The sequence below is a fragment of the Aliarcobacter vitoriensis genome, assembly GCF_048320235.1.
GTDB lineage: Bacteria > Campylobacterota > Campylobacteria > Campylobacterales > Arcobacteraceae > Aliarcobacter > Aliarcobacter vitoriensis.
In genome coordinates, this window is sequence record NZ_CP182882.1 from 51,482 (window position 1) to 67,878 (window position 16,397).

The 16,397-nt window shown below is 26.9% G+C and carries 18 protein-coding genes; 9 read left to right on the forward strand and 9 right to left on the reverse strand.

Going from position 1 to position 16,397, the window contains the following annotated elements; translation table 11 throughout:
• Positions 1–11 precede the first annotated feature (11 nt).
• Genes ACNSOS_RS00310 through ACNSOS_RS00325 form a run of 4 tightly spaced genes read right to left on the reverse strand, consistent with a single transcriptional unit; the run spans position 12 to position 5,756 of the window.
• Complete coding sequence (locus ACNSOS_RS00310; protein ID WP_418185484.1) at positions 12–1,070, reverse strand: quinone-dependent dihydroorotate dehydrogenase; 1,059 nt, start codon at positions 1,068–1,070, stop codon at positions 12–14.
• A gap of 33 nt (positions 1,071–1,103) precedes the next feature.
• On the reverse strand, positions 1,104–2,813 hold the full coding sequence (locus ACNSOS_RS00315; RefSeq protein WP_418185485.1) for an ABC transporter ATP-binding protein: 1,710 nt from the start codon (positions 2,811–2,813) through the stop codon (positions 1,104–1,106).
• Between the two features lie 58 nt (positions 2,814–2,871).
• Positions 2,872–4,188: a murein biosynthesis integral membrane protein MurJ gene (gene murJ, locus ACNSOS_RS00320; RefSeq protein WP_418185486.1), complete on the reverse strand. Its 1,317-nt coding sequence runs from the start codon at positions 4,186–4,188 to the stop codon at positions 2,872–2,874.
• Positions 4,185–5,756 (reverse strand): endonuclease/exonuclease/phosphatase family protein, encoded by a 1,572-nt coding sequence (locus ACNSOS_RS00325; protein WP_418185487.1) that lies wholly within the window; start codon positions 5,754–5,756, stop codon positions 4,185–4,187. Before ACNSOS_RS00325 ends, murJ begins: the two co-directional genes overlap by 4 nt.
• A gap of 182 nt (positions 5,757–5,938) precedes the next feature.
• Here ACNSOS_RS00325 and ACNSOS_RS00330 point away from each other — a divergent pair, with 182 nt between their 5' ends.
• Positions 5,939–6,343 (forward strand): Fur family transcriptional regulator, encoded by a 405-nt coding sequence (locus ACNSOS_RS00330; RefSeq protein WP_113909128.1) that lies wholly within the window; start codon positions 5,939–5,941, stop codon positions 6,341–6,343.
• Between the two features lie 16 nt (positions 6,344–6,359).
• On the opposite strand, the gene ybeY is transcribed toward ACNSOS_RS00330, so the two are convergent.
• Positions 6,360–6,779: an rRNA maturation RNase YbeY gene (gene ybeY / locus ACNSOS_RS00335; RefSeq protein ID WP_418185488.1), complete on the reverse strand. Its 420-nt coding sequence runs from the start codon at positions 6,777–6,779 to the stop codon at positions 6,360–6,362.
• A 66-nt stretch (positions 6,780–6,845) separates the two neighbouring features.
• On the opposite strand from ybeY, the gene ACNSOS_RS00340 reads away from it, so the two are divergent.
• A complete protein-coding gene (locus tag ACNSOS_RS00340) occupies positions 6,846–7,250 on the forward strand; it encodes a thioesterase family protein (RefSeq protein ID WP_418185489.1) in 405 nt (134 codons plus the stop codon).
• A 15-nt stretch (positions 7,251–7,265) separates the two neighbouring features.
• Here ACNSOS_RS00340 and radA read toward each other — a convergent pair whose 3' ends face one another.
• Positions 7,266–8,615 carry a DNA repair protein RadA gene (gene radA, locus ACNSOS_RS00345; protein ID WP_113894912.1) on the reverse strand — a complete coding sequence of 450 codons (1,350 nt, stop codon included), beginning with the start codon at positions 8,613–8,615 and terminating at the stop codon, positions 7,266–7,268.
• 272 nt (positions 8,616–8,887) lie between these two features.
• Between radA and ACNSOS_RS00350 the strand changes: the two genes are divergently transcribed.
• The 6 genes from ACNSOS_RS00350 (at position 8,888) to ACNSOS_RS00375 (ending at position 14,193) form a co-directional block, all read left to right on the forward strand.
• Positions 8,888–9,094, forward strand: a complete 207-nt coding sequence (locus tag ACNSOS_RS00350) for a hypothetical protein (RefSeq protein ID WP_418185490.1) — start codon at positions 8,888–8,890, stop codon at positions 9,092–9,094.
• A 241-nt stretch (positions 9,095–9,335) separates the two neighbouring features.
• Positions 9,336–11,201, forward strand: a complete 1,866-nt coding sequence (locus ACNSOS_RS00355; protein ID WP_418185491.1) for a TonB-dependent receptor — start codon at positions 9,336–9,338, stop codon at positions 11,199–11,201.
• Between the two features lie 13 nt (positions 11,202–11,214).
• Positions 11,215–12,771 (forward strand): PepSY-associated TM helix domain-containing protein, encoded by a 1,557-nt coding sequence (locus ACNSOS_RS00360; protein WP_418185492.1) that lies wholly within the window; start codon positions 11,215–11,217, stop codon positions 12,769–12,771.
• Complete coding sequence (locus ACNSOS_RS00365; RefSeq protein ID WP_418185493.1) at positions 12,768–13,046, forward strand: hypothetical protein; 279 nt, start codon at positions 12,768–12,770, stop codon at positions 13,044–13,046. Before ACNSOS_RS00360 ends, ACNSOS_RS00365 begins: the two co-directional genes overlap by 4 nt.
• Positions 13,043–13,876 (forward strand): DUF3325 domain-containing protein, encoded by an 834-nt coding sequence (locus tag ACNSOS_RS00370; protein WP_418185494.1) that lies wholly within the window; start codon positions 13,043–13,045, stop codon positions 13,874–13,876. The genes ACNSOS_RS00365 and ACNSOS_RS00370 overlap by 4 nt, the downstream gene beginning before the upstream one ends.
• Entirely contained in the window at positions 13,873–14,193 is a 321-nt protein-coding gene (locus ACNSOS_RS00375; RefSeq protein WP_418185495.1) for a hypothetical protein, read from the forward strand. Before ACNSOS_RS00370 ends, ACNSOS_RS00375 begins: the two co-directional genes overlap by 4 nt.
• 43 nt (positions 14,194–14,236) lie before the next feature.
• Here ACNSOS_RS00375 and ACNSOS_RS00380 read toward each other — a convergent pair whose 3' ends face one another.
• Positions 14,237–14,518 carry a type II toxin-antitoxin system RelE/ParE family toxin gene (locus ACNSOS_RS00380; RefSeq protein ID WP_418185496.1) on the reverse strand — a complete coding sequence of 94 codons (282 nt, stop codon included), beginning with the start codon at positions 14,516–14,518 and terminating at the stop codon, positions 14,237–14,239.
• Positions 14,518–14,766: a hypothetical protein gene (locus tag ACNSOS_RS00385; RefSeq protein ID WP_113894919.1), complete on the reverse strand. Its 249-nt coding sequence runs from the start codon at positions 14,764–14,766 to the stop codon at positions 14,518–14,520. Before ACNSOS_RS00385 ends, ACNSOS_RS00380 begins: the two co-directional genes overlap by 1 nt.
• A gap of 201 nt (positions 14,767–14,967) precedes the next feature.
• On the opposite strand from ACNSOS_RS00385, the gene ACNSOS_RS00390 reads away from it, so the two are divergent.
• A complete protein-coding gene (locus ACNSOS_RS00390; protein ID WP_113894920.1) occupies positions 14,968–15,531 on the forward strand; it encodes a YqiA/YcfP family alpha/beta fold hydrolase in 564 nt (187 codons plus the stop codon).
• Here the strand turns inward: ACNSOS_RS00390 and ACNSOS_RS00395 are convergent.
• Positions 15,528–16,391, reverse strand: a complete 864-nt coding sequence (locus ACNSOS_RS00395; RefSeq protein ID WP_418185497.1) for a hypothetical protein — start codon at positions 16,389–16,391, stop codon at positions 15,528–15,530. The genes ACNSOS_RS00390 and ACNSOS_RS00395 overlap by 4 nt on opposite strands.
• Between the last annotated feature and the right edge of the window lie 6 nt (positions 16,392–16,397).

Below are 16,397 nucleotides of genomic sequence, written 5' to 3' on the forward strand. Positions count from 1 at the left end.
AACAAAATTCATTATCTTAAATTTGCTCCAATTGCTTCACTAACTGTTTCAAAACCATCTTCTTTTAAAAGTTCTAAAATCTCTTGATTTATTTTTCTTACCATTGAAGGTCCTTCAAACACAAGTCCAGAGTAAACTTGAACTAAAGATGCACCGTCTTTTATTCTTTCATATGCTTGTTTGCCATTTGAAATTCCACCAACACTTATTAAAATAGCTTTTCCAAACAATTCACGTGCAATTTCTTTAAAAAGTTTAGAAGATTTCTGTGTTAAACAAGCACCACTTAATCCACCAAAATCTTTACAATTTGGAACTAAACTATAATCAATAGTTGTATTTGTAGCAATTATTCCAGCTGCTCCACTTGAAATCGCAGTTTTACATAACTCAATTGCCTGATTTGCTTCCATATCAGGAGCAATTTTTAGTAAAATTGGTTTAGATGTCAAAATTTTTGCCATAGTGAAAAGTTCACTTATAAATTTTTCGTTTTGTAAATCTCTCAAATTTGGAGTATTTGGGCTAGATATATTTATAACCAAATAGTCATTATATTTTTCAAATTTTTTAATTAAACTTTTATAATCACTTAATGCAAACTCTTCAGGTGTATTTTTGTTTTTACCAATATTTACACCAATTGGTATAGAAAACGGATAAACTTTTTTCAAATTTTTTAAAACAGCATGAGAACCTAAATTATTAAATCCCATTGCATTTTGAACAGATTTTTGTTCAGGATATCTAAACATTCTTGGTTTTGGATTTCCATCTTGTGGCATTGGTGTCATTGTCCCAATTTCAGTAAAACCAAATCCCATACTTTTCATAGCTTTTATCATTGTTGCATTTTTATCAAAACCAGCTGCAAGTCCTACTGGATTTTCAAATTTTAAACCAAAAATTTCTTGATGAAGTTTTTCATCATTAATATAGTTTTTTTTCTCCATATAAGATTTTAAAATCTTGCAAGAGCCAACTGTCTTTAAACCACACTCTGCAATATGATGAGCTTTTTCTGGGTCAAATAAAAATAGTATTTTTTTTAGTGTTTCATAGCTAAACAAAATCTTTCCTTTGTAAAAAATTGAATTATATTATCAAAAATTTGCTGAATTATATAGTCTTTGATACTCTTGGCTACTTTTTAAAAGTTCTTCTTGAGTTCCAATATCTACTATTTCTCCTGCTTTAAATACAGCAATTTTTGAAGCATTTTTTATTGTACTTAGTCTATGTGCTATAACAATAGTTATCCTATTTGGACTTACTTCATTTATCACTTCACTAATAATTGATTCACTTTTATTATCAAGTGCTGAAGTTGCTTCATCTAAAATTAAAATTTTTGGTTCTTTATATAAAGCCCTAGCAATAGCAATTCTTTGTCTTTGACCACCACTTAAATTTGTTCCAAATTCGTCTAAAGTAGTATGAATACCTTTTTTCATTTTTGACACAAAGTCATAAGCATGAGCTTTTTTTAATGCTTCTATAACTTTTATCTCATCTAATTCTTGTCCATAAGCAACATTTGAAGCGATTGTATCATTGAAAATATAAACTCTTTGAGTAACTATTGAAACACAATCCCTTAATGCTTGTAAATCAAAATCTTTTATATTTTTATTATCGATTTTTATTTCGCCACTATTTACATCATAAAATCTTATAAGTAAATTTATAAGTGAAGATTTTCCACCACCACTATCTCCAACTAAAGCAAGTATTTCGCCTTTCTTTACTTCAAGATGTATATTTTTAAGTGCTACTAAATCATCATATTTTAAACTTACATTTAAAAAATTTATATTTTTAATATCTTCTATTTGAGTGATATTTCCAGATGTAATATTTGGTTTTATTGCAAAAATATTATTGATTCTTTCATTTGCAGCAAAGGCATCTTGCATTTTGTTGTATAAAGAAGATATTCTTTTTATTGGAGTATATAGCATAAAAAGTGCTGCAATAAATGAACTAAATTCTCCTGTTGATAGCTCTCCACTTACAACTTTACTTCCACCTACTAAAATAACAGCACCAAAAGCAATAGCTCCTAATGTTTCCATAACTGGAGAAGTTAAGGCGTTTGTTTTTACAGCTTTCATATTATATTTAAAAAATATCATATTAAAAACTGAGAATTTTTTTGTTTCCATATTTTCTGTTGAGTTTGCTTTTATAATTTCAATATTATTAAAAGATTCTGTTAAAGATGAAGTGATATCAGAGTTACTTTCTTGAGATTTAAAAGATAGTTTTTTCATCCTTTTTGCTAAACGAGTAAGCGGATAAACAGCAAGAGGAAGAACAACTAGACCATAAAAAGCAAGTTCAGGAGAACGATAAATTACTAAAGACACCAAAGCAACAATTGTCAAACTTTCTCTTAGAATCTCTGCTAAATTATTTGAAACAGCTGCTTGAATTCTATTTATATCATTGATTATTCTACTTACAAGTTCTCCACCATGTGTTTTTTGAAAAAATGAAATATCAAGTTTTAAAACATGAGAAAAGAGATTATCTCTTACAATTCTTGTAATATCTTGACCTATATATGAAATAAAATATGTTTGAATATATCCACCAAAGCCTTTTGTTGCATATAAAGCTATAACTATAAAAGGCATTATATAAAGCATTTGCTGGTCTTTATTTATAAAAATATCATCTAAAAGTGGTTGTATTGCATAAGCTGTCCCAGCTGTTGCCAAAGCAACCATCAATATTCCTAAAATTGAGTAAAATATTTCTAATTTATAATTTTTATAAAATGGTGAGTATTGTTTAAAAAAATCTTTCATATATATCCTAAGTAAATTGCATAAAAAAAGTCATAGATTTTAACAAAAATTAGCTAAATTAAGACTTTTTAAACATTTTAATAAACTTATCAAAGCCAAAAGCTTTGATAGTAAGATAAAAAAGAATAAAACCACTAAGAGTACTTGCAAACGCCAACCCAGCTGCTTCATAAGGATATATTAAAGCCAATGAAAATATGATATTCCAAAGTAAACTTTGCATAGATATTTTGGCACTTAACATTTGTTGTTCTTTTGCATAAAGCCAAAGTGAAAATATTTTTGCTAAACCAAATGGTAAGAGACCTATTAAATACATAGTCAATATTAAAGCTGTATTTTTACTATCTTCACTTGTAAAAGCACCTCTTTCAAATAGAAGTTTTATTATAAAATTATCAAATAATATTCCTACAATCATAGATATAGTTAAAACACCAAATAAAATAAAAGATGATTTTTTCATCAATTTTAAAGCTTGATTTTCATCTTTATTTTTTATTGCACGTGCGACCATTGGAAATAGGGCTATTGAAGTTGCTATTGCAAAAATAGCAAGTGGTAATTGAAAAACTCTATTTGCATAATACAAATAAGATATTGAACCACTTACTAAAAAAGATGCCAACCAAGTATCAATAAAAGCCGAAATATGTAAAGTTGAAGAACCAAATGTTGCAGCTAAAAAGTTTTTATAAAATTTGCTTTCTTCTTTTTTCTTATGTTTTTTAAAAGTGAATATTTTACATAAATTTGCTCTTTTTATCGCTATTAAATGCACTAATACTTGTAAAATTCCACCAATTATAACTCCAAAAGATAGATAAAAAGTGATTGTATAACTATCCATTCCTTGTGCAATAATCAAACTAGCAATCATCGAAAGATTTAAAAGAGCAGTTGAGTATGCAGTTGTTGCAAAATGGTGTTTATATTGAAGCAATGCTCCCATAAAAGTAACTATAAATATTAAAGGTAGATAGTAAAAATTTATAGCAAAAAGTGGAGCTGCTAAATCAATAGTTTCTGCACTAAATCCAATAGCAAAAGCTTTTGCTACAATATGGGAAAAAAGTGTTACAAACAAAGATAAAACAAGCAAAAAAGCAATCAACTGTAAAAATATGATAGATGAAAATCTAACTTTATGCTTCGATTTTGCATAAGATGGTATAAAAGCTTGTGTGAAAGCTCCATCTGCAAATATACTTCTAAACAGATTTGGGAATTTAAAAGCAATAAAAAATATATCAGAGTATATATTTGCTCCTAGTATTGAAGCAGTCATCAAATCTCTTACAAATCCAGTAATTCTTGAAACTAAAATCCCACTACTATTTGTAAAAATAGATTTTAATAATTTTATATTTTTCATTTTTCTACTTTATAATCTGTTTTTTTATGAAAAATTATTTGCATATTTCCTTTAAATGAACCCAACTGTGCTTCTAAAATATTTATTTTTTCACCATCTTTAGGAAGAATTGATTTATCTTTTGCAAAAAGGTTTATAGTTTTGTTATTGAAAAACAACTTTCCTTTTCGTATTTCACCACTTAGATTTGTTATAACTTCATTTTCATATTTAAAGTCAAAAATATCAATCTTTGAAGCATCTAAAAATAAAGTTTTATAATCATTTACTTGATTCTTTTCTTTTAAAATGACAAACTCTTTTATCTCTTTTAATCCATAAAAATCATATATTTCATTTACTTGAATATCATAATAATAACCTAGTTTTAAATCTTTTGCATCTTTAAAAATATATATTGCACGACTATTTTTTTGTTTGATTATAGCTTGATTTTCATTTTTATAAATTACTACAATATCATCTAAAAATGCAGGTAAAATAAGTTTATTTTTATCATATAAAGTTGCAATATCTGTGATTTTTTTATCTAAATTTAGGCTATTTATAGGATTTGTATCATTTTCTTTTAAAGAAAAGTTTGCAAATATTGGAAGATGGTCTGAATATCCTTCCCCTTTATGGATTTTGTTTTTTATCCCTTGGCTCATTTGCCATCTTACTATTTGACCATTTTTATAAAGATAATCTGGCTTAAAAATAGTAAAACTATTTGGAATATATGATAGTTTTTTATTATCAAAAAGTGCAGGAGCAACTATGATATTATCAGGAGTATTATTTTGATTTTTAAATTTTGTTGAAAATCTTTCAAAATTTTTTACTTCAAGCCATAAATTATAATGAACTCTTTTTTTATTTCCTAAAATATCATCTAAAGTTACAAATTTATCTTCAATAGTTGTGTTTAAAATATGATTTATTCCAGTTATTCCATTTGTTTGGTTTAGTTTTAAGTTTTTCTTAAAAGTTTGAAATTCATTGTAATCAGAGTTAAAATCTCCAACTAAAATATAGTCATAGTCATTTGGTAAATCTTTTAGTCTATCTTGCAAAGTTTTTGCATATTTTACTCTATAAGTTTCACTTGCTCTTTTTGATGGCCAATGATTGTTAAATATCTTGAATTCAATATCATTTTTTACAAAAGTTGTTTCTAAAATAGGGCGATAAATTGCATTTGTAAATTTTACATCAATTGAAGCAGAATTCTTTATCTCTACTTTTGACAAAATTCCCAAACCAACAGAAGATTTTGGATATTTTATAAAACTATAATAACTATATTTTGGAAGTTTTTGTTTTAAAAGTTTCATTAAACTTTCATTCTCTATCTCTTGTAAAGCTATGATATCAGCATCAATATCTTCAATAACTTTTATAATATTGTTTAGTTTTATATTAAAATTTCTTTGATTCCATAAAAAATTGCTATTTGGTATAAACTCATCATACTCTGTTTTATCATAATTTAAATCAAAGAAATTCTCAACATTGTATGAAGCAACTTTTATATTTTGGGCATTTAAAACTATACTAAAAATAAAAATAATCAAATATTTATACAAAACTTATTCCTAATTTTTTTGAAATATTAGCTAAATAAAGTTTTTTAAGAGTTAAAAATTGGATATTTAATTAAATATTTTTTAATAAGATTTATTTGTAAATTAAAGAAAGGTAAAAAATGTTATACTAGTAAAACAATTAATTAAATGAATATAATTTATTAAAAATTTAAAGGAAAATAATGACAAATTTTGCAAATTTGCTAAAAGAATATGATTTGAAAGTAACACCTCAAAGAGTGGCTATTGTAGAAGAACTTTATAAAAATGGACATATGAATATAGATGATTTATATAAAAAATTATTAGATAGATTTCCATCTGTTTCATTAGCAACAATTTATAAAAATATCAATTCAATGGTTGAAAAAGTTTTTTTAAGTGAAGTTAAGATTCCAAATTCAAGAACTGTTTATGAGCTAGTAAAAGCTGAACATGCACACTTAGTTTGTTCTAACTGTGGGTACATTGAAGATATAATACTTGATTCAAGCGATGTTCTTGAGCAAGTTTCAAAAATAAGTTCTTTTAAAATTGAGACTACAAATATAGTTTTAAATGGTATTTGTACAAAATGTTCTAAATAGTCTAATTTTAGACTATTTATGAATTTCTAATTATCAGGCTATCTGGAAGATTAAACTCTTTTATCAACTCTTCTTCTTTTTGTCTATGTTCACCCTTATCAACTTCATGGTCATATCCTAAAAGATGTAAAATTCCATGAATAAATAGTAAACTCAACTCTTCAATTTCACTATGTCCATACTCTTTGGCCTTGTCTTTTACAAAATCTATTGAAATTATTATTGTTCCTAAAGGAATATGTGAAAAATCTCCTTCAAAAGGAAAACTTAAAACATCAGTCGGTTTATCTTTTTGTCTATATTCTTTATTTATTTCTTGTATTGTTAAGTTATCTACTATTAAAAGTTCTATATCTTTTTGTGTAAGCTTTGAAGATATATTTTCTATTATTGCTATATCAAATTCAAAATCTGTTTGATTGTCTAAATCTATCAATTATTTATCCTATTTTAAAACTTTTTTTGTAGTATATACTTTTTACTATAAATCTAAGGAGAAATGATGATTTTAGAAGTAGGAACAAAAGCGAATATAGAGTACAAAGTATTGAAAAAAGATTTAGCTGCAAATCTTGAAATTTCAAAAGATGATGGTTTTCCAGAAGTTTTTGCAACTGCTAGAATGGTTGCATTGATGGAGTGTAGTGCTGCAAAGATGATGATACCTCTTTTAAAAGAAGGTGAATTAAGTGTTGGAGTAGAAGTTGATATAAAACATCTTGCCCCAACTTTGGAAAATGATATAGCTATTTCAACTGCAACTTTTATAGGAATGGAAGGAAAACTTTATAAGTTTGAAATAGAAGTTATTGATAGTGGAGGAATTTGTGGAATAGGTACTCATACAAGAGCGATAGTTTCAAATGAAAGACTTATGAATGGTGCTAAAAAAAGACTTGAAAAGTAGGGCTTTATGATAGAGTTAAAATAACTCTATCATTTTAGATACTTCATCAACTTCAAAAGTTTTGATATCTAGTTTTAAATTTGTTTTTTGAGCAATTACAGCTTTTTTTATACCTTGTGCTTGAGCTTCTTTTAGTCTTAAATCTATACTATAAACATCTTTTATTTCACCAGTTAAACTAACTTCACCTATAAAAACTGACTCTTTTGAAATAGGTCTATCTCTAAAGCTAGAAATTATCGCAGCAATCACAGCTAAATCAGCACTACTCTCCTTTATCTTTATTCCACCGCTAATATTTATAAAAACATCATAGTGATTAAAAGGTAAATCAAGTTTTTTTTCTAAAAGTGCTAAAAGCATAGTTAATCTATTTGTATCAAATCCTGTTGCACTTCGTTTTGGATTAGGGAAAGTTGTCTCGCTTACAAGTGCTTGAACTTCTAGTATTATCGCACGACTTCCTTCCATAGATACAGTTAAACTTGAACCACTTTGTGATTTACTTTTATCAAAGAATTTTGAAGCTATATCTTTTGCACTTATTAGTCCTTCAGCAGTCATCTCAAAAATACCAATTTCACTCGTACTTCCAAAACGATTTTTAAAGCCACGAAGCATTCGCAGTTCTCTACTTGCTTCCCCTTCAAAATATAAAACTGTATCAACCATATGTTCTAAAACTCTTGGACCTGCAATACTTCCATCTTTTGTAATATGTCCAATTATAAACATAGCAATATTTGACTCTTTTGCTTTACGCATTAGTTCAAAAGTTATCTCTCGAACTTGACTTACACTTCCAGGAGCTGATGTTAAATTTGAAGAATAAATAGTTTGAATAGAGTCAATAATACAAACTTCATAATCAACTCTAAGAAGTTCATCCATAATCTCTTCAAGTTTTATCTCACTTAATAAAAATAGATTTTCACTATTTGCTTCAAGTCTATTAGCTCTTAGTTTTATCTGACCAGCACTCTCTTCTCCTGATACATAAAGGACTTTTTTACCACTGATTGCGATACTTCCAGCAACTTTTAGTAAAAGTGTAGATTTACCAACGCCAGGGCTTCCACCTATCAAAGTTAAACTTCCAGGAACTATACCTCCACCTAAAACTAAATCAAATTCATAATTAAATGAAGAAAATCTTGTAACATCATCTTGTAAAATTTCAGTTATTGGTTTTGCTTTTGAAGTTGAACTTGAAACTTTTATAGATTGTTTTAAAACTTCTTGTTGTTCTTGATTTAACTCTATAAAACTATCCCAAGAGCCACAATTTGGACATTTACCAAGCCATTTTGTAGATTGTTCTCCACAATGCTGACACTCAAAAAGTGTAATTTTCTTTTTTGCCATAAAAAAACCTTTTAAAATTTAATGGATTCTAACATAATAAGTTTATATCTTTTAAAAATATTACAAATTGTAATAAATTTATCAATATAAATTTTACTTCTTTAGAAACTAAATTAAAATTATAGATGTAATAATTTACTCATTTTTGTTACCAAAAGTAACTCTAACTAACAAATTTCAAAATTCTTTTGTAAAAATTGTCCATTTTTTTCATTTAAATCGTCTTACTATATAGAGAAACAAATTCTCAAAATTAATACAAAGGATATAAGATGAAAAGAAGAGTTTTCATGTCAGTTGTAACATCTTTGATGTTAGGAAGTTCTTTTGCAAATGCAAAAGAGATAAGTTTGCAAGAAGCAGTAGAGAATATAGTAAAGAAATATAATGTAACGTATATTTCAAAATCAAAAGATTTGAAGAATAAAATAGTAGATTCGGAAAAGTTAGGTTTCGGGGGGGGGTACGGTATTAGATAGTTTAAATAGGGTACTAAATCCAAATGAATTAAAAGCAATTCAAGAAGATGGTGTAATATATATAATAGAAAAACCAAAATATCAAAACTTTGGTAATACTACTGTTTTAGATGAAATATCTGTTTCTAGTTCTAATTATAAAAATGGTTCTGCTGATTCAGGCTATCTTGTAGAAGATGTTAAAACTCTAGGAGTTTGGGGAAATTTATCTCTTCAAGATACTCCATATTCAATGAGTATTATGTCAAGTGATTTTATAGAAAATACGATTTCAAATACTGCGGATAAAATAACAAAAATAAATCCCATATTAAAAAATACCGCAGATAATTCAAGAGATGGAACATTAGCTACTCAAATAAGAGGATTTGGTATTAGTTCAGCTTTAATAGATGGAATACCACTTGCAAACTCATATTTTGGAGTGGGTACAAATGAAGTTGATAGAATAGAAGTTATAAGTGGGCTTAGTGGGTTTTTATATGGAAGTGGAAATGTAGGTGGAACTATAAACTATGCTTTAAAATATCCTACAAATAAGCCAATTACGAAAATATCAGTAGGGAATAATGGTGGAGAAAACTACTATACTTCAGTTGATACTTCTCAAAATATCACTGATAAATTAAGTGTTAGAGTATTTGGTAATTATCAAGGTGGAGATACAGCAATAGAAAATCACGAAGATGAAGAAAAACTTATAGGAGTATCTTTTGCCTATAAACCAACTGATAATCTTGATTTAGGACTATACTATGCTCATAGAGAATCAAAAATAGGAACTACACCTTTATGGATTATAACAGGGAAAATGCCAAATGCAAAAGATTTTGATACTTCAAAAAGTTATGCTCCTGATTGGGCAAATTCTGAAGTAGATTCGGATAAAATTGAACTAAAAGCAAACTATAATTTTAGTGATAATTTAAGATTTAGAACAGCATATATTTATAAGGAAGCAAAAAGAGAAGCTCCATATTTTTATAACTATCTAAATACAAGTACAGGAAGTGTAAAAAATGCTTTATATTGGTTTTATAAAGAAACAGCCAAAAATGATGGTGCTTATGCTTACTTAGATGGAGATTTTAATACAGGTTCTATTCATCACTCTTTAACTTTTGGTGGTTCTTTTGGAACTGAAAAATATTATCTTGGACAAAGTTATGATGATTGGAATATTCCTGCGAATAGTATAAATGATTTTAACAACTGGAACTATACAGTTCCAAATCAGACAAAATCTCCAACTTTGAATAGAAAAAATCTTAATACAAATGTAGTTTTAGGAGATAATATAACTTTCTCTGAACAGTGGAGTGCTTTAGTTGGAGTAAATTATGCTTCAATGGAAAATAAAAATGGACAAGGAGTTACTCAATATGATAAATCAGAATTAACACCTACATTATCACTTATATATAAACCAATAGAAGATTTAACGACTTATGCTACTTATATTGAAGCTTTACAAAATGGTACTGTTGTAGGAAATCAGTTTATAAATGCAGGAGAAGTTTTTGATCCACTTAAAAGCACTCAATATGAAGTTGGAACAAAATGGAGTATAAATCCAGATTTACTTTTAAGTACTGCACTTTTTAGAATAGAAAAAGCAAATGATTATCAAGTAGATACTCCAACTGGAAAAAAATTAACTCAAGATGGTGAACAAATAAATCAAGGCGTTGAAGTTTTAGTAACAGGAAAAGCAACAGATAGTTTAACTTTAATGGGTGGCATTACTTATCTTAGTCCAAAAGTAGAAAAAACTACAAATAAAGCACTTGAAGGGAAAGAATCAACAAATGTAGCAAAATATCAAGCAAAAATGTATGCAGAATATAGACTACCAATAGAGCCTAAAATATATCTAAATGGTGGAGTTTATTATACAGGAACTCAATGGAGAGATGGTGCAAACACTGAAAAACTTGATGCTTATACAACTGTTGATTTTGGTGCTAGATATGAAACAAAACTAGATGGTTATGATACAACATTTAGAATTTATGCTTCAAATTTAACTAATGAAAAATATTGGGCAAATACTACAACTTTAAGTGACCCAAGAAGTGTTGCTTTTAATGTAACATTAAAATTTTAAGCTATAAATTTTTATGAAAAATAGTTTTAATACAAGTATGAGTAAAACTCATACTTGGGTTTCTTTGATAGTTGGTTGGGCGATATTTTTTATACTTGTAACTGGAACTCTATCTTTTTTTATGTATGATATTACAAGATGGTTAGAACCTGAACGACCACTTGAAGTAAATCTAGTGCAAAAACCACAAGATGAACAGTTAAATGCTATGTTTGATTTTTTAAGTAAAGAATCACCTGAAGCTAAAACTTGGATGATAAAACTTCCCCATATAAAAAATCAAACTCCAAATGGAGCTAGTAGAACACAAATAGTTATAAGAAATTCTTTAAATTGGGGTAAATATTGGTATTTTAATCCTTTAACTTTAGAAGAGATAAAACCAACACAAGTTAGGCAAACACATGGTGGAGAACTTTTTATAACATTACATCATCAGTTTTTTTATATAGATAAATATTTAGGGATTATCCTTACTGGAATTTTGGCTTTTTTGGCTTTAGTTACTGTTGTTAGTGGAGTTATAATCCATAAAAGAATCTTTAAAGATTTTTTTACTTTTAGAAGTAATCGTAATAAACGCTCTTGGCTTGATATTCATAATATTTCTGGAGTTTTAACTCTTCCTTTTGTAGTGATGATACTTTATACTGGACTTGTATATTATAGTCCTTATTATGTGACTATTCCATATAAGATGATAGCTGATAAAAAAGAAGAAAGAAAAGAAACAAAAAAAGCTTTAGAGGATAGTAGTTCTTTGACTATTTTGGAGCGACCAACAGCAAATATAAAAGATATGCTAGTTGAAGCTGAAAAAAAATTTGGAGTTGGAAATATAGCTTATATAGAAGTTGGTAAAAATATAACACAAGGTTTATTTATAGATTTAAAACCACCTTTTGGAAGTGAACTTACAAGAAGTCAATCATCAGATACAACTATGAGATTTGATGCAATTACGGGTGAAAAATTAGAAATTATTGATAGTTATAGTACAGGAACAAAACTTTTTAGAAGTTTAGTTTCACTTCATGAAGCTTGGTTTGCTTCATATCCTTTAAGATGGTTATTGTTTATCTGTGGAGTTATGTCTTGTATTATGGTAGCAACTGGCTTAAATCTTTGGGTATTAAAAAGAAAAGAGAAAAATATCTCTTTTGGTTTTAAAGTTGTAGAAAAACTAAATATTGGTGTTTTTGTAGGACTTTTAGTTGGAGTTGCAGGATTTTTTATAGCAAATAGAGTTTTGCCAACTATTATGTTTGAAAGAGCTAATTGGGAAGTTCATATTCTATTTTTAGTTTGGCTTTGGTTTATTCTTTATTCTTTTGTGCGACCAGTTAAAAAAGCTTGGGTTGAGAGTTTTTATATAGCTAGTTTTGCTTTTGCAATGATTCCAATCATAAACTTTTTAACTACAAATAGACATTTAGGAGTTACTTTAAAAGAGGGTGATTTTGTACTAGCAATGCTAGATATAACTATGATTTTATTTGCTTTATGTTTTGCACTTTTTGGATATAGACTTCAAAAAAAATGGCAAAGAGTTGAAAAGGAGCAGTTATGAAAAATATGGATATGTTTTTTAGAGTTTTAGCTGCTACTTTTGGAACTTATTTTTTATCTTCTGCAATTACTACTTTTATTTTAGTTCTTTTAGAAATAAATCCAAATATTCAAGAGATAGTTGAAGCTTTTAAAATAGAGTTTTTAATAGGCATTGCAGTTATACTTTGGGTTTTTTATACAAAAAATATAATTAAAACTTGGATTTATATAGTTGTTTGGACTTTGGTATTTTTTGCTTTGAGTTTTTATTTACTTAAAGGAGGTGTTTTATGATGCCTAATGTTTCTATCTTTGGATATTTATTTATAATAATTTTGGCAATTTTAGGCTTTTTATTTTTGGCAATGGCAAGAAAAAGAGAGAGTGAAATTTTGCTAAATAGAGAAGTTTTAGAGAAAGAAAAAATGTTATTTAAAACTTTTGCTTGGGCTTTTTTAGTAGTTACTTTTTTTATTTGTGTTTATCTTTGGAGTTTTTCTTATGGAATGTTTTTGTATTTAGCAGTTTTGATTTTTGCTTCACTTTTGGTGATAGTTTTTATAGGATTTAAAGCTTATAAAAAAGAAAAAAATAACTTTGAAAATATAAGTTCTAAAGAGCAAAATAAGAGTTTAGAAAAGTTTAGTTTTGCAAAAATTGTAGGAATAATAGCTTTAGTTTTATTGCCTTTAGGTGTTGCTTATAGTTTATATACACTTCCTAAATATCCACTTCAAAGTGAAAATGCAATAAAAGATAAAATAGGTGAATTTGAGTTTGTGTTAGCTGAACATATAAGTGGAAAAGGATTTGTAACTGTTCAAGGTATGCCTATGCAAACTTTTCATTTGAGATTTTGCCAAGAATGCGATTTGAAAATAAAATATGCCTATTTAAGAATAAATAAACCAAGAAATTTAAGTAATGTAGGAATAGTTTTTGATTCACCATATTGGGATAGGACAAGTACAATTCAACTAAATAATCTAAATGAAAATAGTGAACTATATCTTACAGTTGTAAGTAGCAATGGAGAAGTTTATCAAAAATCTTGGAGTGTAAAAGAGACTTTTCCAAAAACTTTGGAATGGCTAGAAAAATATAAAATGGAGAATATGAAATGATAAAGATGATAAAAAGATTTATGTTTTTAGGTTTGTTTGCAGTTTTACCAAATGTTGCTTTGGCTCATTCACCTTTTTTTATGTGTGAATATGATGGTGAGAAAATCACTTGTGAAGGTGGATATTCAGATGGAAGTAGTGCAAGTGGAGTAAAAATAAAGCTAATGAGTGATGATGGTAAGGTTTTAGAAGAAAAAAAGCTTGATAAACTTTCAAGTATTTCTTTTGATAAACCAAAAGGTGATTTTTATATCTTGTTTGATGGTGGAACTGGACATAGTGTAGAAGTTGAAATGGGCGATATTTCGGGATTGTAAAAGTTAGCGAAAAAGAGAAAAGAGAGTTTAGGCTCTCTTTTTATTACTTATTTTGCCATTTAAAAATATCAAGAATAACTATAATAGATAAATTTTCATCTATATAATAAGGTATGGTATAACCTTTGAAGATTAAATCTCTTGTATTTTGATCATCAAAATGAAATGATTTTCTAGCTTTAAAAGGCATATTTGGAATATTTCTTATTTTGTTATCTATTTGGATTTTGAAGTTTTTTGCTCTTGAGGGAGAATCTTTTGCAATATACTTTAAGATTGAAAAAAGACTATCATTGAAAGTTATGTTCTTTTCTATTTTGAACATTAGACAGTTTTGAGCCAATTATCTATTTTATCCATACCATCTTCATAAGGTACAGTTTTTAATTCACCTTTTTTATATGCTAAAACAGATTCAGATACTCTTTTGTGAGCCTCTTCTTTTGAAATACTTGGATAACCATCATCAAATAAATCATATAAAAACTCTTCAAATTGTGATTGAACATCTATTTTACTATTTACTAATTTTGGATATAAATTATCAGGAATATTTAATTTTATAGTGTGCACAATAAACTCCTAAATGTTTTTTAATATTATATATTTTAATTATTAAATAAAACTAATACTGAATCTTTTACAAAAAGTATTTCTGACTAATCGTAAGCTTTGTATATTAACAAATTTTTTGATAATCTAAAGAAAATATAAATTTTTAAAATATTTTTTAGTAATATTTAAAATTAATAATAAATTATGGGAAATAATAAGATGATAATATATATTCACGGGTTTGCAAGTTCTGGTTTTGGAGGAAAAGCACAAAAATTTAAAGAGTATTTTGAAGATGAAATTATAACTATTTCTCTTCCAACTATTCCAAATTTGGCTATTGATACATTAGAGCAAATAATAGAATTTTCTTTAAATAAAGAAGAGAAAGTTTTTTTAATAGGCTCATCTTTAGGTGGATTTTATAGTTTATATTTAGCAAATAAATATGATTTAAAAGCTGTTTTGATAAACCCAGCAGTTAATCCTTGGGGAACTTTGCATCGATATGAAGGTGTAGAGTTTGTAACAAATTATTATGATAATTCAAGATTTGAATTTACTCAAAATCATATAAAGTCTTTGAAAAATTATGAAGTGAATTTTATAGAAAATCCCAAAAACTTTATAACTTTATTACAAAAAGATGATGAAGTGTTGGATTTTAGTGAAGCTGCAAATAAGCTAGAGAATTCAGAACTTATAATAGAAGAGGGTGGAAACCACTCTTTTGATGGAATTGAGAGATATTTTAGAAAAATAAATAGTTTCTTTTATAATTAAAACTCTATTTTCATTCTATAATATCTTGGAAAATTGATTTTTAAAGAATCATCTATAGTTAAAGGGAATACTTGATCTATAGAGTTTCTTATTTTGTTAAAATAGTCTTGGTTTCCATCAACAAAAGTAAGTTGCTCATATCTTCCATCTTTCAAAATAGTAACTCTGATATTTATAAATTCTCCTTTTTGTAAAGTAGATTTATCAATATTTTTTTCTATATTCGAGTTTACTTTTCTTTCAAAATCTTGAAAAAAAAGATCTATATCCCTAATAGATACAGAGTGGCTAGTTTCATTGTCATCATTGTTCTCATCAGTTTTTACTTCTATTAGTGGTTTTGTTTGAGTAACTTCTTCTTGAGTGTTATTAATTGTTTGTTGTGTTGTAGAAGGTTGAATTACATTTTCAGTTTTATTTTCTACTTGTTCAGTTTTTTGTTCTTCATTTTTATCAAAATTGTCACTTTCTATAACATCATTTGTTTGTGAATTTTCTTCATCATTTTGATTTAAATGTTGTATTCTATTTTCAGCTCTTTGTAGATGAATATTTGTTTGATTATCTTCAAATTTATTCTCTACTTTTTCTAAATCTTGATTTTGAGTTACAATAGCTTCTTTTTGTTCTTCTTCCTCAAATAATTTTTCTTTCAAATCTTCATATACAGATAATAAAAAGCTTTTTTCAGTTTCTGTTGAATTTGTAGAAAGTACAGTGTTATCTGTTGTATTAGTTATTTCTAAAGTATCGGAGTCATTATTTTTAGAAAATATAAAAAAATAGAGTAAATATATCGCAAATAATACGATTATAACAATAATTGCATCTTCAATAAAATTTTTTGTTCTTCTTTTCATATTCTC